The sequence below is a fragment of the Nocardia sp. NBC_00508 genome (assembly GCF_036346875.1).
Classification (GTDB): Bacteria; Actinomycetota; Actinomycetes; order Mycobacteriales; family Mycobacteriaceae; genus Nocardia.
The window spans coordinates 2,291,587-2,311,702 of sequence record NZ_CP107852.1 but is presented as its reverse complement, the minus strand read 5'-3'; the positions used below and the strand labels follow the sequence as shown (position 1 = coordinate 2,311,702).

Sequence of the window (20,116 nt, the reverse complement as noted above, 5' to 3'; positions counted from 1 at the left end):
GATCAGTGCTCCGTGAACAGGTAGAAGAACTGGCGCCCGACCGCGGGAACAGCCAGCAGGAACCACGCCGCGAGGACGATCCAGAGCATCAGGCGCTGGTACTTCGGGCCCTTGGCCCAGAAGTCCACCAGGATCACGCGGACGCCGTTGAGCGCGTGGAACAGCACGACTGCGACCAAGCCCATCTCCATCAAGGCGACGATGGGCGTCTTGTAAATCTCGATCGCCTCGTTGTAGGTCTCCGGGCTGACGCGCACCAGCGCGGTGTCCAGCACGTGGACGAAGAGGAAGAAGAAGAGGGTGACGCCGGTGATCCGGTGCAGCGCCCACGACCACATTCCGGGGTCGCCTCGGTACAGCGTCTTCCGCTTCGGCTGGGCCGGAGCTTCAATCGTGGTCATAGAGTGCGGTGCCTCCAACGTCGTTGATGGACCCGGTTGCAGGTCCGACGCCGGCGGGGCGTTGGGTGCGAATGCCCAGGTGGCTGTACTCCGGCCCGTCGCGGGAAACCTGAACCGATCTGTTCTGGACTCTAATCCCCCAGCAATCCCGGAACTAATTCGGCGTACCGTGCGTTGCGCGACAAACGATCGGGTTAGGTTTACCTTTCTCGACATGTGCGGGGTTCTGTCCTGGCCCTCGCGCGGCCATGTTCGGCTCGGCCCGAGAGGGGTTCCTCATGTCGGAAATTGACTGGAATGTGTTGCGCAGCAACGCAATTCGAGTTATGCGCAATGCCTATGCGCCCTACTCGCGGTTTCCGGTCGGCGCCGCGGCTCTCAGTGTCGATGGCCGAATTGTGAGCGGTTGCAATGTGGAGAATGTCTCATATGGATTGGGCCTGTGTGCCGAATGTGTACTCATCGGTAACTTGATTTCGGGGGGTGGTGGACGTCTGCTGGCCGTCTCGGTGGCCGATTCTCGCGGCGAAATCCTGATGCCCTGCGGGCGCTGCCGCCAATTGCTCTACGAGCACGGTGGCGCCGACCTTCTGATCGATCACAAAGCGGGACCTTTGCCGCTGCGTACGCTGCTCCCGGATGCCTTCGGCCCCGACGACCTGGACGCCGGGCAGGTGTGAGCCGAGTTCGTCAGCACTCCGCGTCGATGTCGACAAGAACCAGGGTCGGCGTGGCTCGTGCCAGACTGACGAATGTGACAGCACTGGACGCGGTTTCGATCATCACGACCAAGCGCGACGGCAGGGAACTGTCCGACGCACAGATCGATTGGGTGATCGACGCGTTCACCCGCGGCGCGGTGGCCGACGAGCAGATGTCGGCGCTGGCCATGGCGATCCTCTGGCGTGGGATGACGCGGCGCGAGACGGCCAGGTGGACCGCCGCGATGATCGCCTCCGGCCGCCGGATGGACCTCACCGACCTGCCCCGGCCGACCGTGGACAAGCACTCGACCGGCGGGGTGGGCGACAAGATCACGCTGCCGCTGGCGCCGCTGGTCGCCGCGTGCGGCGCCGCGGTGCCGCAGTTGTCCGGGCGCGGACTCGGCCACACCGGAGGCACGCTGGACAAGCTGGAATCCATCCCCGGCTGGCGAGCGGACGTCCCGGTGTCCCGAATGCGCGACATCCTGGCGGACCCTGGCATCGGCGCGGTGGTCTGCGCGGCGGGCGCGGATCTCGCGCCGGCGGACAAGCGGCTCTACGCCCTGCGCGACGTCACCGGCACGGTCGAATCGATCCCGCTCATCGCCAGCTCGATCATGAGCAAGAAGATCGCCGAGGGCACCGCGGCGCTGGTGCTCGACGTCAAGGTCGGCTCCGGCGCCTTCCTGAAGACACTCGACGGGGCGCGGGAATTGGCCGCGGCCATGGTCGCACTCGGCGCCGACGCGGGCCTGCGGACGGTGGCGCTGCTCACCGCCATGGACACCCCGCTCGGCCGCACCGCGGGCAATGCCATGGAGGTCGCGGAATCGGTCGAGGTGCTCGCGGGCGGCGGACCCCCTGACGTGGTGGAGCTGACCCTCACCCTGGCACGCGAGATGGTTGCCCTGGCCGGGCTCGACGTCGACCCCGCCGACGTCTTGGCCGACGGCCGGGCGATGGACCACTGGCGCGCCATGGTCCGCACCCAGGATGGCGACCCGGACGCGCCACTGCCCGTCGCCGAGCACACCGAGACCATCCGCGCCGCTGCCGACGGCGTGTTGACCAGGCTCGACGCGATGGGCGTCGGCATCGCGGCCTGGCGTCTCGGCGCGGGCCGAGCGCGTCAGGGCGATCCGGTGCAATTCGGCGCCGGAGTGGAAATGCACGCGAAACCGGGCGATTCCATCACCGCGGGACAGCCACTGCTCACCATGCACACCGACACTCCCGAGGCATTCGCGGGTGCCGCGGCCGCCCTGCGCGATGCCGTCACCATCGACTCCGCGCCCGTGGCCGCGGCCGCACCTCTGATCCTCGATCGCATCGGGGTCTGATCGGCGCCGCCGGTCGGTTCTGGTGTCGCGTTGTGGACCGGCCCGCATCCGATGGGCAACGAGATGGTTGCCACGGCCGGAGTCCGCTGCCGTTTCGGCGCGCTGCGGCTACCGTCGATACATGACTGGACCGATGCCGCTGACCCTTGCCTCGATCCGCCAGGCGCCGAAGGCCCTGCTGCACGATCACCTCGACGGTGGGCTGCGGCCCGCCACGGTGCTCGAGCTCGCCGCGCACAGCGGTTACGACGACCTACCCGCCACCGACGAGGTGTCGCTCGCGGCCTGGTTCCGGGACGCGGCCGACAGCGGATCGCTGGAACGGTACCTGGAGACCTTCGACCACACCGTCGCCGTAATGCAGACCCCGGAGGGCCTGCGCCGGGTCGCCCGCGAATGCGCCGAGGACCTCGCCGCCGACGGTGTGGTGTACGCGGAGGTGCGCTTCGCCCCCGAACAGCACTTGGAGCGCGGGCTCACGCTCGACGAGGTCGTCGAGCACACACTGGCCGGTTTCCGTGCGGGCGAGGCGGCCGCCGCCGAGCAGGGCCACACCATCGTGGTGATCTGCCTGCTCACCGCGATGCGGCATGCGGCGCGCTCACGGGAGATCGCCGAGCTGGCGGTGCGCTTCCGCGACCGCGGCGTCGGCGGTTTCGACATCGCGGGCGCGGAGGCGGGCTTCCCGCCGAGCAGGCATCTCGACGCGTTCGAATACATGCGCGCCAACAGCGCGCACTTCACCATCCACGCCGGGGAGGCGTTCGGTCTGCCGTCTATCCACGAGGCGCTCGCGTTCTGCGGCTGCGACCGGCTCGGTCACGGCGTGCGGATCACCGACGACATCAGCGTGCCCGGCGCGATCGAGGACGCGCGGCTCGGGCTGGTCGCCAACTACGTCCGGGACACGCGCATTCCGCTGGAGCTGTGTCCGTCGTCGAACGTGCAGACCGGCGCCGTGCCCTCGCTGGACAAGCACCCCTTCGACCTGCTGGCTCGGCTGCGTTTCCGCGTCACCGTCAACACCGACAACCGGCTGATGAGCGACACCAGCATGAGCAAGGAGATGCTGAAGCTGGTCGAGACGTTCGGTTACGGCTGGAGCGATCTGGAACGGTTCACCATCAACGCCATGAAGTCGGCGTTCATCCCGTTCCCCGAGCGGCTGCGGATCATCGACGACATCATCAAGCCCGGATACGCGGTGCTCATCGGATAGCCGGACACAACGAGATTCGAGTGGTCTCGGCCTGGCGATCGACCCGGCGCGGCCTCGGGTCACGCGCCGGGCTCGCTGCTGCAGGAACGAGAGCGAGTCGGCGGTGAGGCCCTCCCAACCGGTCGGGCATCGGTTCGCTAGCGTGACGAGAATGGCGACCTTGCGCATCCCCCGCCGGTTCAACGGCCCGCCCGACTCCGGTAACGGCGGCTACGTGGCCGGTCTTCTCGCCGAGCAGCGCGGCGAGGACGCGGTGACCGTGATCCTGCGCAGCCCGCCGCCGCTGGAGACGCCGCTCGACGTGCGCGACGGACGGCTGTACGACGGCGACGCACTGATCGCGGAGTCGACCAGCGGCAAACTCGAGCGGGACGCACCGCCCATCGTCCCGTACACCGAAGCGGTCGCGGCGTCGGACACCTATGTGAGCATCGAGATGTTCGCGTCTTGCTTCGTCTGTGGCAGTGGTCGCGCGGACGGGCTGCGCATCGAACCCGGCCGGGTGAGCGAGAACCAGGTAGCCGCCCCATGGGTGCCCGACGACACCGTGCCGATGCGGCCGCTGCTGCTGTGGGCCGCGATGGACTGCCCCGGCGGCTGGTCGCTACCCGGCATGCTCCACCGTCCCGCACTGCTCGGCTCGATGACCGCCATCGTGCACGATCTGCCCCGGGTCGGCGAGCACTGCGTCGTCGTGGGCGAGTATCACGGCGAGCAGGGCCGCAAATGCTTCGCCTCGACCGCCGTCTACGGCGACTACGGACGCCTGCTCGGACAAGCCGAGCAGGTCTGGATCCGATTGACCTGATTACTGCTTGTCGAGCCTGGACTCCAGGTTGCGTTCCAGCTCGCGCCATGCCTGGGCCTCGGCGGTGAACGGCGGGTTGGGCGCCAACCGGGTCGGGTCGGGATTCAGCAGGTAGGAGACGTACCAGCCCAGCGGGGTGGACTGCGCCAGCGCCTGTTCGACGGTGTCGTCGTCGGCGTAGTCGGCGGCGTCGGTGAACAGTTCGACCGCCAAGTCGAGCTGTTCGATGTCGACCGCCTCCGGTCCCTCCGCCAAGTCCTCGGAGAGGCCGGGGAGCACGTACACGTTCTCGTCGGTCACCTCGACCTCCAGCGAGCCGTCCACCGCCGCGGTCTGCACGTCGGCGAAGGTGCTCACCCGGGCCAGGTCGTGCTCGTGATCGTCGGCGAGGTAACGGGCCAGCGCGCGCTCGGAGGAGAACACCGTGATCGAGCCCCTGGCGCCGAGGAAGATCGGTTCGTCGTCCAGGTAGCAGCGCAGCGTGAAGAAGCTGCCCTCGGACATGACGATCTTGATCGGGTCGATGCCGACCTCGTTCCAGAACGACTCGTCCTCGTCCTCGTCTTCCTCCTCCTCGTCGTCGAGGTCGACGGACTCGAACTCCTCGTCCTCATCACTGTCGGCCGCGTCGTCGGCGTCGACGACGTTCTCCTCGGCGGCCAGGAGTTCGGCCTCGGCGACCGCGACCGCCTCGGCATCGACCTCGGGGGTCTGCACGACGGAGTCGATGGCGTCCAGGACGTCGTCCCAGCCCTTGGCGATGGCCGCGCCGATCTGGTCCCACAGCTCCTCACCGTCGCGCCCGACGAAGGCGCTCACCCCGCCGGGCAGCGCGCCGAGCACCGGATGCGAACCGAAGAACTTGGTCACCGCCTCCAGTTCGCAGACCTCGCCGATGTTGCGCACCATGCCGAGGGTGTCCTCCAACTCGGCGACGGTGTCCACGTCGGGATCGCCCGCGGCCAGTTCCGGCACCGCGACCAGATCGAAGGAGAAGTTCTCCTCCGGCTCCAGTTCGACGGCCGACAGGCCCGCGACGACCTTCCACGCCGGATGGTCGACGAGGTCGTTGTCGGAGTTGGTGCGGATGAACGCGGCCAGCTCTGCAACGGACTCGAAACCGTAGAGGGCGTCCTCATGTCCGAGGAACGCCTCCCACTCGTCGTCACCGTCTCGCCAGCGCGGTGCCCACAGGGTGACGAGATCGCCGTCGGTCAGGCCGAGCTCGATCGGGACGATGTCTCCAGAAGCCATGTGCGGAAGCCTATCGACCTTCCGAGTCAGGCACTATCCGGCCCGCCCCCATTCGTCGCTCCGGGCGGCTGCCCGGCGGGGACGAACGACTCGTTCAGTGTCGCAACGACCTTGGACCGCTGTGCGCCGGCGTCCTCGGCGGCCTGTCGGCACGCCCATACGATCAGCTGTCCGACCTCGGTGGGCGGCAGCGATATGACCGACTCCGCCAGCGTGAGACCCACCAGCGCTCCGTCGCTGTTCACCTCCACGCTCACCGCGCCGTCCTCGCTGGTGAATCGTCCGCGCACCTGCTCGAGCCCGTACAGTGCCGCTTCCAGCGCCTCCAGCTTCTGGGTCGCCGACGCGACCAGGGCGTCCATTTCCGCGCTCATACCTCCACCTCGCTGGCGCTCGGCTCCGGCATGACCGCGTTCGCGGCTGTGTCGATGATTCGCTCGCTTCGCTCACTCATGAGACCTCCACCTCGCTGGCGCTCGGCTCCGGCATGACCGCGTTCGCGGCTGTGTCGATGATTCGCTCGCTTCGCTCACTCATGAGACCTCCACCTCGCTGGCGCTCGGCTCCGGCATGACCGCGGCTCGGCTTGCTCACACCGGCCTCATCCAGCTCGTCGGTCCCGTGTCCGCGTCGTCGATCCGGTCCAGTTCGTCCACCGCCTGTTGGCGAGTGGGCAGGCCGAGCCGGTCGAGCATGTCCGAGGGCATGCCCGTCTCGGCGAGCAGTTCGCGCCGTCGCGCCCGCGCCGCGATGGTGGAGCGCTGGGTGAGCCGCAGGATCTCGTTGGCGAGTGACTGTGCGCCGTAACGATATTCGCTGCGCTCGAACTTGATCTCCACCGGCATGCCCTGATCGGTCGCCCGCACCGAGATGGTGCCCGACCGGTTGCTGCTGGCCGCCACGGTGACGTTGGGGACTTGTGGTTGGGTCATGTTGTCGGCCTGTAGAAACCGTAGAAGTCCATACCTGAGTTCTCCGTTCGAATCGAGCTGATCTGGACCGGGTCACCCGCCTCGACGAACTGGCCGTTGCCGACCACCATTGCCACGTGGCCATCCCAGATCGCGAGGTCGCCGGGCATCAGGTCGCCGGGGGAGACCGGTGTGCCCCCGCTGCCCTGCTCGGCCGCGAGCCGGGGCAGGTCGACGCCCGCCTCGCCGTAGGCGTATTTGGTGAGCCCACTGCAGTCCAATCCCGCGCCGGGGGTGTTGCCGCCCCAGACGTAGGGGGTGCCGAGGGTGCCGATTGCCGAGCGGACCGCCGTGGCGGCCTGCTCGTTCGGCGCCTCCACGACGCTGCCGTCGGGCAGCGTGAGCTTCACGCCTTTGCCGTCGTCGGGCATCCCCGAACCGGTGTCGGGCCGGGGCACACCCGGAGTGCCCCGCGTGGTCCCGGGAGTTCCTTGGGAGCGGGGCGAGCTCATCGCGGTGTTCATCATCTGGCCCGCGCCGGTGAGCACGCCGGACGCGGTGGAAACCAGCTGCTGGACGCCGGAGGCGGAAGCGGCGACGGGGAGTCCGGCGGGCGGCGGGGTCGGTGGCGGTGGGGTCAGCTCGTTCATCGACGCGGTCTGCGTGTGCAACTCGTTCTGCACCCGGCCGACCACGTTGAGCGCTTGGCCGAGATGGTCGATCGCCGAGCCGACGAGCACCGTCAGCCCCTGCGGCGTCGCCAAGGCAGGCCCCATGCTCGCCGCGGTGTTCACGAACGACTGCGCGATATCGGTGAGTTCTTTCTGGCCCGTCTCGACCTCGGCGGCCGCCTGGTTCACCACCGTGGCCATCTCGTTGCCGCGATCGGAGATGGTGGCCGCGGAGGTCTGCACCCGGAGTGCCTTGGCGGTGGCGGCGTCCGCGGCGCGGCCGTCCCACGCGGCGTTCATCCCGTTGATGCTGTCGCGACCCATTTGATGGATCTGGTCGACCACGGCCGAGGTGCTGCGCAGCGCGTCGGTGGGACCGCCGGTGGGCAGCACGCCGGAGCCGAAGCTGGCGAGCAGGTCCAGGATCGGTTTGGCCAGCGCGTTGATATCGATCACAGGCTCACTCCAGTTCGGTGGCCGCGTTCTGCAACGCGCTCGCGGCGGCGGTGTCGGTCTCGGTGAGGACGGTCGCCGCGCCGGTGGCCGCGCCACCCATGCTCGTCAGCACGGCCGACAGCTGGCCGATCGCGGCGACCTGCCCGGCATGCGCCGCGGTGTAGGCCGCCGTGAAGTCGGCGCCGATGAGTCCCATGATCGGGCCTAGCAACGCGGGCTCCGCCGCGGCCGCGCAGACCCCCGCCGCCGCCATCTCGCCCGCCATGACGTGGGCGGTTGCGCCATAGGCCGCAATGCCCTCGGTGTCCGCCGACATCTTTCGCATCAGAGCTTCCCCCATCTGTTGTTCCCAGGCAGAGTACGTCATCCACTTGGTTCGACGCGCGCTGTTCCGGTTCGGTTCCGCCGCTTCGGAAAAAAGTCGGGTCGAGTCCCACGGCGCGCCCGCGATCGACCTTATCGTTCCCTCATGCGCACCCACACCGTCGACCATCCACTCGTCGCCGCCCTGCTCACCACGATGCGCGACGAGCGCACGCCGAACCCGGCTTTCCGTGCCGCACTACGTGATCTGACCGGAATCCTGATCTACGAGGCGCTGCGCGAGGCGCCGGTCGAGCGTTTCGAGATCGTGACGCCCGTCGCCGCCACCGAGGGCGTCCGGTTGGCGCAGCCGCCGTTGCTGGTTCCGGTGCTACGCGCCGGGCTCGGCATGGTCGACGCTGCCGCGGAGTTGATCCCGGACGCGAGGATCGGATTCCTCGGCATGGCCCGGGACGAGGAGACCCATGTGCCCATGCCCTATATGGAATCGCTGCCCGCCGACCTCGCCGGATCGCCGGTCTTCGTGCTGGACCCGATGTTGGCCACGGGCGGCTCGATGCGCTACACCTTGGAGCGGCTCGCGGCTCGCGGCGCCACCGACGTCACCGCGGTCTGCGTCGTCGCGGCGCCGGAAGGTATTGCGGCGCTGGCCGACTCGGGGCTGCCGGTGCGGCTGGTCACGGCGGTGGTGGATGTGGGACTGAACGAGAACGCCTTCATCGTGCCCGGACTCGGCGACGCAGGCGATCGGCAGTTCGGTCCGCGCTGACCCGGTGCGGGGACGTAGCCGGGCTTGCGGTTGCGTCCTCCGTGCCCGAAAGGCATTGTCGCGCTGGCGGAATCGGGTGGTACTCGACAATGTCGTCGACCACACCCCTGCGGCCGAATGGCTTCGAGCTCGGCGCCGACATGGTTGTGTCGGCCGCTGAGCACATCGACGGCAGGGCCGGGTACTCAGCTCGGGCGGGCCCGGCCTCGGCGACGCGGGCGATCACAGTGCGGCCCGTGCTGATGATGCAGGGACGATCAGAGTGTCAGACAGAAGTCGCGCAGCGCCGAAAGGCGTACGCGCGCAGCGTTTCGCGCGCCCGGAAGGTCGGCGCGTGAGCCGACCGTCTCGACCACCTCCAGGTAGCACTTGAGCTTCGGCTCGGTGCCGGAAGGACGCACCACCAGGCGGGACGACGCGCCCTCGAAGATCAGCGCGTCGGTCCGCATCCGGCCGCGCACCTGGAGTTGGTCGGTGTATTCGACCGGCTCGTCGGCGATTTCGTCCGGCGGGTTCGCCCGCAGGCGCTCGACCACCGCCGCGGCATCGGCGGCCGAGGCCAGTCGCAGCGACACCTGATCGCCCGCGTGCAGGCCGAATTCGACCGCGTAGTCGTCGAGTTCGTCGTTCAGCGTGCGGCCCACCGCCTTCAGCCGGGCGACCAGGTCGGCGACCAGCACCGCGGCGGAGATGCCGTCCTTGTCCCGGACTGTCGCCGGGTCGACGCAGTGGCCGATCGCCTCCTCGTAGGCGTACACCAGGCCGTCGCCCGCGCGGGCCAGCCACTTGAACCCGGTGAGCGTCTCCGCGTAGCGGCCGCCGCGCGCCGGAGCCAGTCTGGACAGCAGCCGCGAGGATACGATCGTCGTCGCCACCAGCGCGTCGGCGGCGGCGGTGCGAAGCACGCAGTCACCGAGCAACACGCCGGTCTCGTCGCCGCGCAGCATCTGCCAGGTTCCGTCGGACTGCGGAATGCCTACCATGCAACGGTCGGCGTCCGGGTCGAGCGCGATCGCCACATCGGCGCTGATCCGCGCGGCCAGCGCGTGCAGCAGGTCGGTCGCGCCGGGTTCCTCCGGGTTCGGGAACGCCACGGTGGGGAAGTCGGGGTCGGGCTCGAACTGTTCGTCGACCATGTGGACGTCGGGGAAGCCCGCCGCGGTGAGCGCTTCGACGGCGAGGTCGCCGCCGACGCCGTGCAGCGGGGTGAGCGCGATCCGGATGCGCGCCCGCTCGCCGGGGCCGCCGATCAGGGCGGGCAGTTCGGTGACGCGGCGCAGGTAGCGCCGCACCATGTCGTCGTTCGCGAGGGTGACCGTGGCACGATCGACGGGCTCGATGACCTTCTCGATGCAGCGCTCGATTTCGGTGTCGGCCGGGGCGATCAACTGCGAACCGCCGTCGAGATAGACCTTGTAACCGTTGTCGGTGGCCGGATTGTGCGACGCGGTGACCTGCACGCCCGCGACCGCGCCGAGCTCACGCACCGCGTACGCGACCACCGGCGTCGGCAGCGGACGCGGCAGCAGCGTCACCGGAAAGCCCGCCGCGGCAAAGACTTCCGCGGTTGCCGTGGCGAATTCGGCGGATCCGTGCCTGGCGTCACGGCCGACGACCACCGCGCCGCCGCCGAGACAGCGGCCGCGCAGCCAGTCGACGATCCCGGCGGTCGTCCTGGTCACCGTGGTGACGTTCATGCCGTCCGGACCGTCGTGCAGCGGCCCGCGCAGGCCGGCCGTGCCGAAGCGCAGCATCTACACCCGTTCCAGCACGCCGCGCAGTAGTTTGCCGAGTCGCGGCGCGGCGGCATGCCCTTCGGCGAGCACCTCGGCATGGGACAGGTGTGCGCCCGTGACCCCCGCGGCCAGGTTGGTGACCAGCGAGATGCCCAGTACTCGGGCGCCGAGCGCGCGGCAGGCGATGGCCTCCAGCACCGTGGACATGCCGACCAGGTCCGCGCCGATCGTGCGCAGCATCCGGATCTCGGCCGGGGTCTCGTACTGCGGACCGGTCAGGCCCGCGTACACGCCCTCGGTCAGGCTCGGGTCGATTTCTCGGGTCAGCGTCCGCAATTCGGGATCCCACGCGTCGACCAGATCGACGAAGGTCGCGCCGGTCAGCGGCGTGCGGCCGGTCAGATTGAGGTGATCGCTGATCAGGACCGGTTCGCCGACCCGGAGGCCGGAACGGATGCCGCCCGCGGCGTTGGTCAGCACGACGATCTCCGCGCCCGCGGCGATGGCCGCCGTCACCGGATGCACCACGTCGGCGGGCTGGTAGCCCTCGTAGAGATGCTGGCGGCCCATCAGCAGCAGCACGGGGGTGTCGTCCACCCGGAGCGAGTGGACCATGCCGACGTGGCCCTGCGCGCTCGGCGTCCCGAAACCGGGCAGTTCCGGCATCGGCACCGACGCCCGTGGCGCCCCGATCTCGGCGGCCGCGTCCTGCCAGCCGGACCCCAGTACCACCGCGACCCGGTGGCGTGGCACTCCCGTACGTTCGGCGATCGCCTCGGCGGCCTCTTGGGCAAGCATGATCGTCACTCTAGCGCCAAGATCGCCCGGCCAGGAGGCCTGACGTGGCGGGGCTGGGCGCTCGACTCCTACCCGCGAGTAGGACTTTCCGTGCCCGCCGGATACGCTGCACGCATGCCGTATCTGGAACGTGAAGGGGAAGTGTTCGTCCTCTACCTCGGCGCAGAGGGACAGACCGACAGTGAGAACCGCTTCCACCCGGACTGGATCGACGAATTCCACGCGCTGCTGGACAAGGTCGAGAGCTCCGAGGGTCCCGCCGCGCTGGTCACCACCGCGACAGGGAAGTTCTACAGCAACGGTCTGGACACCGACTGGCTGTTCGGCAACATGGACAAGATCCACGGTTACCTCGACCGCGTGCATTCGCTCTACACCCGCCTGCTCGGCTTCCCGCTGCCGACCGTCGCGGCGATCAACGGTCACGCCTTCGGTGCGGGCGCCATGCTGGCCACCTCGCACGACTTCCGGGTGATGCGCGCCGACCGCGGCTTCTACAGCCTGCCCGAGGTGCACCTGGGCATGCCGTTCACCGTCGGCATGAACGCCCTGCTCAGCGAGCGGCTGAGCAACCAGGTGTGCGTGCAGGCGATGACCACCGGCCACCGCTACCCGGCCGACGAGGCGATCGCCGCGGGCATCGTGGACGGCAAGGCCGACGCGTCCGCGCTACTCGCGACCGCTGTCGAGCGAGCAGCCGCCCTGGCGGCCAACCGCAAGCCGAACCTGCCGGTGATCAAGCGCGCGCTGCACGCGAAGGCGCTGGCCGGACTCGCGGTGACCACCACCCCGGAGAACCTGGCCTTCGGCGCAAGCTGACCCGGCGTCCGCCATCGCCCGCATCGGACTGCGCGCGCACCCAGAGCACCGTTCACGGCCAACCTGGCTGCGGAGACGTCCGCGCCGAAGCAACCAGCGTCTCGCATACGCCGAGCGCCTGCCGCCGACAGCCAGCGGACACCCAGGTCGTGTAGCGACGGCCACACGACCACACCGGCCCATCCCCGGTTATGAGAAAGCGCGACCGAGCGCTCGGCCCGGCTCGTATCCGATCAACCGCCCCCTCGGCGACAAGTCAGCGGCGGCTGGCACCCGGTTCACAGCTCCATAGGTCGGTGAACGTCGAGGTCCCGCGGTGACCGCCCTGCTCGACGACACCGGCCCATCCCCGGTTACGAGAAAGCGTGACCGAGCGCTCGGCCCGGCTCGTGTCCGATCAACCGCCCCCTCGGCGACAAGTCAGCGGCGGCTGGCACCCGGTTCACAGCTCCATAGGTCGGTGAACGTCGAGGTCCTGTGTGACCGCCCTGCTCGACCACTCGGCCCGACTCCCGTTTTCGAGCGCAGCGAGACCGAGCGTTCCCGTTCGCGGCCCGGCTCGCGTCCGAGTGGCCGCCGCGTCCGCGACGAAGTCGCCAGCGGCGGTCGCTCGGACGCGAGCCATCAGGGGGCCGCGAACACGCCGCGCCGCAGGCGCGGCAAATCAGACAGAGCCGCGACGAAGTCGCTGCAAATCAAACACATGCGAGACTGTGTTGCATGCCACCACCGCGCCGTGGGCCCGACCGATCGCACCGTGACGACCACGTTGTGTGCTCGGACGCCGACCCGGCCGATCGCAGTGACGCCGCGATCGACGCGGCGTCCGCCGAGCTGATCGCGCTCTCGCACGCGATCCACGCCGAGCCGGAGCTGGCGTTCGAGGAGAGCCGCAGCGTCGCCAAGACCATCGCCCCGCTCGCCGAACGTGGGTTCCAGATCGAGACCGAGGTTGCCGAGCTGCCGACGGCCTTCCGTGCCAGCTACGGCAGTGGGCCGCTCACGGTGGCCCTGTGCGCCGAATACGACGCGTTGCCCGAGATCGGGCATGCCTGCGGGCACAACATCATCGCCGCCTCCTCGGTCGGCGCGGCGCTGGGCCTCGCCGAGGTCGCCGACGCGCTGGGCATCACTGTGCTGGTGTTCGGCACGCCGGCCGAGGAAAGCGGCGGCGGCAAGGTGCTCATGCTGGAGCGCGGAGTGTTCGACGACGTCGCGATGGCGATGATGGTGCACCCCGGTCCGCTGGACATCGTCAGGGCCCGCTCGCTGGCGCTGGCCGACGTCTCGGTGGTCTTCCACGGGCGCGAGGCGCACGCCAGCGCGGCCCCGGAGGAGGGCCGCAACGCGGGCGACGCGGTCACCGTCACACAGGTTGCCCTGGGGTTGCTCCGACAACATCTCCTGCCGGGCCAGCAACTGCACGGTATAGTCGGCGACGGTGGCGTAGCTCCCAACATCGTGCCCGGACGTGCGGAACTGCTGTATTACCTACGCGCAGTCGACTCCGCATCCCTCGACGATCTGACGCGACGAGCGTCGGCTTGCTTCGAGGCGGGTGCCCTCGCGACCGGCTGCACCCACGAAATCCGGACGCTCGCGCCGACCTACACCGAGTTGACCCCGGATCCGGAGTTATTGTTCGCCTACCGCGAGCAGATCATCGGATTGGGACGCGTGCCGCTCGCTCCGGAACTCGAGGCGCAGCGGCCGCTGGGCAGCACGGACATGGGCAACGTCACCAACGTCATTCCGGGCATTCACCCGGTCATCGGCATTGATGCCGGTGGTGCGGTGACACATCAGCCAGGCTTCGCCGCCGCGAGCGTCAACGCCTCGGCGGATCGTGCGGTCCTCGACGGCGCGCTCGCGCTCGCGCGTACCGCGATCACCGTCGCACGCGATGACATCCATAGAGACAGGTTGTTGCAACGGCTAGTTCAACGACAGGAGGACATTCGGTGAGCACATCCGGCCGTTCGGCGGCGCAGGCGACGGGTCCGACAGCGGGCGCTCGCGTGGTCACGGAAGGCCTCGGGAGCGCCGCGGCGGCGGAGACCGTGGCATCCGGGCGGAAAGCGGTGGAGTCGTGGCTGGCCGATCACACCGTCGACCTGGTCCAGTGGCGACGGCACATCCACGCCAACCCGGAACTGTCCCGCACCGAGTTCGGCACCACCGAGTTCGTCTCGGCCTGGCTGACCAAGGCGGGTCTGGCCCCCCAGGTACTTCCCGGCGGCACCGGTCTCATCTGTGATATCGGGCCGGAGGGCCGACGGATCGGTCTGCGCGCCGATATCGACGCGCTGCCCCTGCAGGAGTTCACCGGACTGAGTTTCGCCTCCACTGTGCCGGGAGTGTCGCACGCGTGCGGCCACGACGCGCACACCACGATCCTGCTCGGCACGGCGCTGGCCCTGGCCGAGGTGCCCGAGCTGCCGGTCGGCGTGCGGCTGGTCTTCCAGCCGGCCGAAGAGGTCATGCCCGGCGGCGCGATCGATGTGGTCGCCACGGGAGCGATGGCCGACGTCGAGCGGATCTTCGCGCTGCACTGCGATCCACGCTTGGAGGTGGGCCGGGTCGGCATCCGGGTGGGCGCGATCACCTCGGCAGCCGACACCATCGAGCTGGTGCTCGACTCGCCGGGCGGCCACACCTCACGCCCACACCTGACCAGTGACCTGGTCTACGCGATCGGCACCGTGATCACCGGCCTGCCCGGCCTGCTGAGCCGCCGGATCGACCCGCGCACCAGCACCGTGATGGTGTGGGGCGCGGTGAGCGCGGGCAAGGCGCCGAACGCCATTCCGCAGACCGGCATGCTCACCGGCACCATCCGCACCGGCGATCACGACACCTGGTCGCTGCTGGAGCCGATGGTGCGCGAGATCGTCGACGGCCTGCTCGCCCCGACAGGCGTCCGCTACCAGCTCAACTACCGGCGTGGCGTGCCCCCTGTGGTCAACGAGGAGCACTCCACCCGCATGTTCGAGGACGCGATCCGTGCGCTCGGTCCCGACACGCTGTCGGACACCTTGCAGTCCGGCGGCGGCGAGGATTTCTCCTGGTACCTGGAAGAGGTGCCGGGCGCGATGGCGCGCCTCGGCGTGTGGCCCGGCGAAGGCGAACAGCTGGATCTGCACCAGCCGACCTTCGACATCGATGAGCGGGCGCTCGCGGTCGGCGTTCGAGTGCTGAGCAATATCGTGCTCGGTGTTTGATTTGCAGCGCCTGCGGCTGCATCTGATTTCCAGCGCCTGCGGCGCTGGGTGTTCGATGGCCTTGTACCCGACGGGGCTGGGAGTGTGTCGGCCACGGCGTGGCCGACACGGAAGTTCACGCCGCTGGTGTCCGGCGTGGAACATGTGGTCAGCCGAAGTTGCCCGGCCCCACGTTGCGGCTGTTTCGGGTCCGTAGCTCGTGTACGTAATCCGGTGGCGCGCCCGCTTTTTCGGCGGCGTCCGCGATCACGCCGAGGTAGCGGGCCGACGGCAGGCCGCCTTCATAGGCGTCCAGCACGTAGAGCCAGGCGAGGGTGGGTTCGGTGTCGCCGTCGCCGTTGCGGGTGACGCGAAGGCGGATCTTCTTGTGGATGCCGAAGTCCGAACCTTCCCAGCGGTCCAGCCGCAGCTCGTCCTCCGGGGATACGTCGTAGAGCACGACGAAGACCTGGGAACCCGGTTCCTCGACGACCGTCGCGAGAGGCCCTTCCCAGCCGATGTCGTCCCCGGCGAAGGTGAGCCGCCAGCCCTCCAACCAGCCCGTCCCGGACATGGGGGAGTGTGGACAGCGCTCGAGCATCTGCGTTGCGTCCATGTTGGACCCGTAGGCGGCATAGATCGGCACCTGCAAAGGGTAGCCAATAACCTTCGCGGACCGCGTTTGATTGCCGCACCTGCGGCGCGGCGCGCGGCGCGGAAGTGTCGCGCAGCGGTAACTCGGTCGAAAGTGCGAGGTGGTTGCCGGATAACGTTGACTTCGTACCGGAGATCCCGGTGCGAAGCACGAGCGGAGGTATCAATGACCCGCATCGCGATCATCGGTGGCGGACCGGCCGGCTACGAGGCGGCCCTGGTGGCGGCCCAGCACGGTGCGTCGGTGACGCTGATCGATTCCGACGGCATCGGCGGGGCGTGTGTGCTGTGGGACTGCGTCCCCTCCAAGACGTTCATCGCCTCGACCGGAGTGCGCACCGACCTGCGCCGCGCCCGCGATCTCGGGATCACCCTCGACCCGAACCAGGCGCAGGTCCAGCTGCCTGAGGTGAACGCTCGCGTGAAGGCGCTGGCACTGGCCCAGTCCTCGGATATCCGCTCGAAGTTGCAGACCGTCGGGGTGACGGTGCTGTCCGGACGCGGCGAGTTGATCGATCCCGGCAGCGGTCTGGCCGCGCACCGGGTGCTCGCCAAGCTGGCCGACGGCGCCCAGCAGACCGTCGAGGCCGAGGTGGTGCTGATCGCCACCGGAGCCAGCCCCCGCGTGCTGCCCGGCGCCGAACCGGACGGTGAGCGCATCCTCAATTGGCGTCAGCTCTATGACCTGGAGGAGCTGCCGGAGACCTTGGTGGTGGTCGGCTCCGGCGTGACCGGTGCCGAGTTCGTCTCCGCGTACACCGAAATGGGCGTGCGGGTGAAGCTGGTCTCCAGCCGCGACCGCGTGCTGCCCGGCGAGGACGCCGACGCGGCCCTCGTGCTGGAGGACGCGCTCGCCGAACGCGGCGTCGAACTGGTCAAGCACGCACGCGCCGACGCGGTGGAGCGCACCGCCGAAGGCATCGTGGTCAAGTTGTCCGACGGGCGCACGGTGTCCGGCTCACACGCGCTGATGACCGTCGGTTCGACACCCAACACCGCGGGGCTGGGGCTGGAGCGGGTGGGCATCGAACTCGATCGCGGCGGCTACCTGCGGGTGGATCGGGTTTCGCGCACGTCGGTGCCGGGCATCTACGCCGCGGGCGACTGCACCGGTCTGCTGCCGCTGGCCTCGGTGGCCGCGATGCAGGGACGCATCGCGATGTACCACGCACTCGGCGAGGGTGTCAGTCCGATTCGCCTGAAGACCGTTGCCTCCGCGGTGTTCACCCGGCCTGAGATCGCGACCGTCGGGGTGAGCCAGACCGCGATCGACAACGGCGAGGTACCCGCGCGCACCGTGATGCTGCCGCTGAACACCAACCCGCGCGCCAAGATGTCCGGGCTGCGCCGCGGTTTCGTCAAGATCTTCTGCCGTCCCGCGACCGGTGTGGTGATCGGCGGCGTGGTCGTGGCGCCGATCGCCTCGGAACTGATTCTGCCGATCGCCCTTGCGGTGCAGAACAATCTGACGGTGAACGACCTGGCCCAGACCTTCTCCGTCTACCCGTCGCTCACCGGGTCGGTGACCGAGGCGGCCCGTCTGCTGATGCGGCACGACGACCTGGATTGACGTCGGCTTGACGCATGCTGTGCCGTGTCCGGTTTCGGACATCGTGCCCCGCGAACACGGGGCTGGCGCGCGGCGTGGGTGATCTTGCCACCCTTGGCTATTCGCCACATTGCCCATCGTGCACACATGTGGTTCACTCCTCGACAGAGATGCGATCGGAGGGCGATCGCGAAGTTCGGTGCGGGGGGATGGGTTCCTTTCCAAATCGGCACGGCGAACGATCCGGATCGTTCGACGATCGGGCGTCTCACCCAGGGACAACTGAATGCGGCCGACCAGGTCGCACCCGTGAAGGGAATGCGCAAGTGAAACATCGTAAGCCGAGTCGGGCGCAGCGAGCGATGGCGAGCACCTCGTTGCCACTGGCCACAGCGGCTGCAGTGGCCACTCTCTTCGCGGCGCCGGCGGGGGCGGCTCCCAACGATCAGCCCACCACTCCGCCGACGCCCGCTCCGGCGCAGCCGGGCGTGAACGAGTCGCCGAGCACGCCCGAGACCACCCAGCCGGATCCGAACAAGCAGGATCCGCAGAAGCCGGAGAGCAAGCCGACGCCGAGCCAGCCCGGCGTCACCACCCCGGACTCGGACCATGCCGCGCCCGACCAGAAGGACCCGCGACTCGGCCGGCCGTCGCAGCCGGGTGTGACCACCCCGCGCGTCGCGCCGCTGCCGGTCCCCGGCCAGCAGCCGGGCGAGCCGCAGCCCGCGGTGGTGCCGGACCAGGCCGCCCCGCAGCCTGGGCAGGAGGCTGCCCCGCAGCCGGGCACGCAAGGCGGCGAAAACGCCGAGGCGCAACCGGAGACGCTGGTGCAGCCCCAGAAGCCGCGCTGGCAGGCGCCGCGTCAGGAGACCGCCCCGCCCGCTCCGGTCGTGGAGATGACCGGTCCGCACGCGGAGGTCGGCGCGAACATCAACGGCAACAGACTGCTGCCGGGCTACGTGGCCAACACCCACCACTTCAGCAACGAGGCGGGTTACGTCGGCACCATCGGCTACCGCACGCCGACCGGCCAGGGCGAAGCGGGCGTCTCGGTGGAGTTCGTCGACAAGAACACCGTCAAGCTCACCACCTACACCGGTGGCGAGGGCCTGGCCGACAACAACGCCACCGCGGTGTTCGACACCACTCAGCTGAACATGGCCAAGGCCGCGGTGGAGGATTGGATCCGGGAGCAGCCGGGCGGCGCGGCCGCGCTCGAGGCCGCCGCACAGGTTAAGCTTCCGCTTCAGTCGGGCGATATCGCTCCGCAGACCGTCGACGTGGCTGGTGTCACCGCCCAATGGGGTGGGTCACTCCAGTACTGACACGAGCTGATCTCGACGGGTGGGGCGGTCGTTCGCGACCGCCCCACTCGTGTGTCCTGGGAAAGGATTGGGTGTGACCTCCGAGGGTGATGCGAGGGAGAACGAATCCGACCAGTCCGGGTCGGAGTTCGGTCCCCCGTTGGGGGAGTTCGGACCGCCGGTTTCCGAATTCGGGCTGGCCGTTTCGGAATTCGGTCCACCGATGGGCGCCGACACCGGCCCGCGCTGGCAGGTGCCGCAGCAGCCCACCGACCACCCCGAACTCATCTGGCGCCCCGCGGGCGAGCCGGAGACGACGCCCGCACCGCCACCGCAGTTTCGCGCGCCGGATTCCACGGTCTACACCGAACAGCCGCCCGCGCCGGCCCAGGCCGAGCAGCCTGCCGCGGAGCCCGCGCGCCCACAGAACACCGGCAGCGAGCGGGACACGTGGTGGAACCAGCCGACCGCCGAGGGCGGCGTGCCGAAGCCACCTCCGGCGTCCGAGTCCGGCCTGTCCTGGGCCGAGGACCCGATCGCGATGCGACTGGCGCTGCGCGTCCCCCCGACGCCGGCACCCGCGCGGCGCTCCGGCTCCTCGCCCCGATGGGTCGTGCTCGGGGCGCTCGCGGCGGTCGTGGTGCTGATCGCCCTGACGGTGACCATCATCGCGGTCTCCCGCGACAACGGCGACAGCAGCGCCGCGCCGAGCGTCGGCGGCACTACGGCGGCGTTGAGCTGCCCCTCCAACAAGGACGGCAAGGTCACGGTCGGCAACGGCTCGGGCGACGCCGGCAGCGGCCCCGGCGCCATCCTCGGCTTCCAGTACGCCTTCTACGTCGAGCGCAGCGGTGAGCGAGCCAGGCGATTCGTCGCCGCCGACGCGGAGAACGTCTCGACCGCGGAGGTCATTCAGCAGGGCATCGACGAGCAGGTGCCGGTCGGCACCACGCACTGCCTGCGGATCACCGAGCTGGCCACCGACACCTTCGACGTCGACCTGACCGAGCACCGGCCCGACGGCACCACCACGGTGTACAAGCAGACGATCACCACGGCGAGCCGGGACGGCAAGACGCTGGTCTACGCGATCCGGGAGCGCCTGTAGCGGGTCGACCCGCGTCGCTCCCAGATCATGGGATGAATATTTCGGATTCTGGTCGGGGTATGCGACAGTGGGGTTATCGCGTACCGCGGCG

General features: G+C 69.3%; 20 protein-coding genes. 11 read left to right on the top strand and 9 right to left on the bottom strand.

From position 1 onward, the window contains the following. Nucleotides 1–2 precede the first annotated feature (2 nt). Nucleotides 3–401 (bottom strand): succinate dehydrogenase, cytochrome b556 subunit, encoded by a 399-nt coding sequence (gene sdhC, locus OHA40_RS10460; protein WP_330232855.1) that lies wholly within the window; start codon nt 399–401, stop codon nt 3–5. A 278-nt stretch (nt 402–679) separates the two neighbouring features. On the opposite strand from sdhC, the gene OHA40_RS10455 reads away from it, so the two are divergent. The 4 genes from OHA40_RS10455 to OHA40_RS10440 all read left to right on the top strand — a co-directional run bounded on the left by OHA40_RS10455 (nt 680) and on the right by OHA40_RS10440 (nt 4,472). Then, on the top strand, nt 680–1,081 hold the full coding sequence (locus tag OHA40_RS10455) for a cytidine deaminase (protein ID WP_330232854.1): 402 nt from the start codon (nt 680–682) through the stop codon (nt 1,079–1,081). 26 nt (nt 1,082–1,107) lie between these two features. Beyond that, on the top strand, nt 1,108–2,445 hold the full coding sequence (locus tag OHA40_RS10450; RefSeq protein ID WP_330232853.1) for a thymidine phosphorylase: 1,338 nt from the start codon (nt 1,108–1,110) through the stop codon (nt 2,443–2,445). Nucleotides 2,446–2,566: 121 nt separating this feature from the next. Continuing rightward, the gene (locus OHA40_RS10445) at nt 2,567–3,664 is read left to right on the top strand and encodes an adenosine deaminase (protein ID WP_330232852.1); all 1,098 of its coding nucleotides are present in this window, start codon (nt 2,567–2,569) and stop codon (nt 3,662–3,664) included. 151 nt (nt 3,665–3,815) lie between these two features. Beyond that, nucleotides 3,816–4,472 carry a hypothetical protein gene (locus tag OHA40_RS10440; RefSeq protein WP_330232851.1) on the top strand — a complete coding sequence of 219 codons (657 nt, stop codon included), beginning with the start codon at nt 3,816–3,818 and terminating at the stop codon, nt 4,470–4,472. Here the strand turns inward: OHA40_RS10440 and OHA40_RS10435 are convergent, their stop codons facing one another. From OHA40_RS10435 to OHA40_RS10415, 5 genes are all read right to left on the bottom strand, one after another. Continuing rightward, nucleotides 4,473–5,726, bottom strand: coding sequence for a primosomal protein (locus tag OHA40_RS10435; RefSeq protein WP_330232850.1), 1,254 nt, complete (start codon nt 5,724–5,726; stop codon nt 4,473–4,475). Nucleotides 5,727–5,752: 26 nt separating this feature from the next. Then, the gene (locus OHA40_RS10430; RefSeq protein ID WP_330232849.1) at nt 5,753–6,100 is read right to left on the bottom strand and encodes a YbaB/EbfC family nucleoid-associated protein; all 348 of its coding nucleotides are present in this window, start codon (nt 6,098–6,100) and stop codon (nt 5,753–5,755) included. A 216-nt stretch (nt 6,101–6,316) separates the two neighbouring features. Further along, nucleotides 6,317–6,658 carry a hypothetical protein gene (locus OHA40_RS10425; protein WP_330232848.1) on the bottom strand — a complete coding sequence of 114 codons (342 nt, stop codon included), beginning with the start codon at nt 6,656–6,658 and terminating at the stop codon, nt 6,317–6,319. Beyond that, nucleotides 6,655–7,764, bottom strand: coding sequence for a C40 family peptidase (locus OHA40_RS10420; protein ID WP_330232847.1), 1,110 nt, complete (start codon nt 7,762–7,764; stop codon nt 6,655–6,657). The genes OHA40_RS10425 and OHA40_RS10420 overlap by 4 nt, the downstream gene beginning before the upstream one ends. 4 nt (nt 7,765–7,768) lie before the next feature. After that, complete coding sequence (locus OHA40_RS10415; RefSeq protein ID WP_330232846.1) at nt 7,769–8,089, bottom strand: type VII secretion target; 321 nt, start codon at nt 8,087–8,089, stop codon at nt 7,769–7,771. A 144-nt stretch (nt 8,090–8,233) separates the two neighbouring features. Between OHA40_RS10415 and upp the strand changes: the two genes are divergently transcribed. Continuing rightward, a complete protein-coding gene (gene upp / locus OHA40_RS10410; protein ID WP_330232845.1) occupies nt 8,234–8,857 on the top strand; it encodes a uracil phosphoribosyltransferase in 624 nt (207 codons plus the stop codon). A gap of 257 nt (nt 8,858–9,114) precedes the next feature. On the opposite strand, the gene OHA40_RS10405 is transcribed toward upp, so the two are convergent. Together OHA40_RS10405 and OHA40_RS10400 are read right to left on the bottom strand one after the other, a co-directional pair. Continuing rightward, entirely contained in the window at nt 9,115–10,611 is a 1,497-nt protein-coding gene (locus OHA40_RS10405) for a phospho-sugar mutase (protein WP_330232844.1), read from the bottom strand. Continuing rightward, nucleotides 10,612–11,391 (bottom strand): purine-nucleoside phosphorylase, encoded by a 780-nt coding sequence (locus OHA40_RS10400; protein ID WP_330232843.1) that lies wholly within the window; start codon nt 11,389–11,391, stop codon nt 10,612–10,614. A 114-nt stretch (nt 11,392–11,505) separates the two neighbouring features. Between OHA40_RS10400 and OHA40_RS10395 the strand changes: the two genes are divergently transcribed. The 3 genes from OHA40_RS10395 (at nt 11,506) to OHA40_RS10385 (ending at nt 15,431) form a co-directional block, all read left to right on the top strand. Beyond that, complete coding sequence (locus OHA40_RS10395) at nt 11,506–12,210, top strand: enoyl-CoA hydratase-related protein (RefSeq protein WP_330232842.1); 705 nt, start codon at nt 11,506–11,508, stop codon at nt 12,208–12,210. 720 nt (nt 12,211–12,930) lie between these two features. Beyond that, a complete protein-coding gene (locus OHA40_RS10390; protein WP_330232841.1) occupies nt 12,931–14,175 on the top strand; it encodes a M20 family metallopeptidase in 1,245 nt (414 codons plus the stop codon). Nucleotides 14,176–14,291: 116 nt separating this feature from the next. Further along, entirely contained in the window at nt 14,292–15,431 is a 1,140-nt protein-coding gene (locus OHA40_RS10385) for a M20 family metallopeptidase (protein WP_442944035.1), read from the top strand. 148 nt (nt 15,432–15,579) lie between these two features. On the opposite strand, the gene OHA40_RS10380 is transcribed toward OHA40_RS10385, so the two are convergent. Beyond that, nucleotides 15,580–16,056: a gamma-glutamylcyclotransferase gene (locus OHA40_RS10380; protein ID WP_330232840.1), complete on the bottom strand. Its 477-nt coding sequence runs from the start codon at nt 16,054–16,056 to the stop codon at nt 15,580–15,582. A gap of 174 nt (nt 16,057–16,230) precedes the next feature. Between OHA40_RS10380 and OHA40_RS10375 the strand changes: the two genes are divergently transcribed. From OHA40_RS10375 to OHA40_RS10365, 3 genes are all read left to right on the top strand, one after another. Next, the gene (locus tag OHA40_RS10375; RefSeq protein ID WP_330232839.1) at nt 16,231–17,634 is read left to right on the top strand and encodes an NAD(P)H-quinone dehydrogenase; all 1,404 of its coding nucleotides are present in this window, start codon (nt 16,231–16,233) and stop codon (nt 17,632–17,634) included. Between the two features lie 380 nt (nt 17,635–18,014). Next, nucleotides 18,015–18,938 (top strand): hypothetical protein, encoded by a 924-nt coding sequence (locus OHA40_RS10370; protein ID WP_330232838.1) that lies wholly within the window; start codon nt 18,015–18,017, stop codon nt 18,936–18,938. A gap of 73 nt (nt 18,939–19,011) precedes the next feature. Then, nucleotides 19,012–20,025: a hypothetical protein gene (locus OHA40_RS10365; protein ID WP_330232837.1), complete on the top strand. Its 1,014-nt coding sequence runs from the start codon at nt 19,012–19,014 to the stop codon at nt 20,023–20,025. Nucleotides 20,026–20,116: the final 91 nt, after the last annotated feature.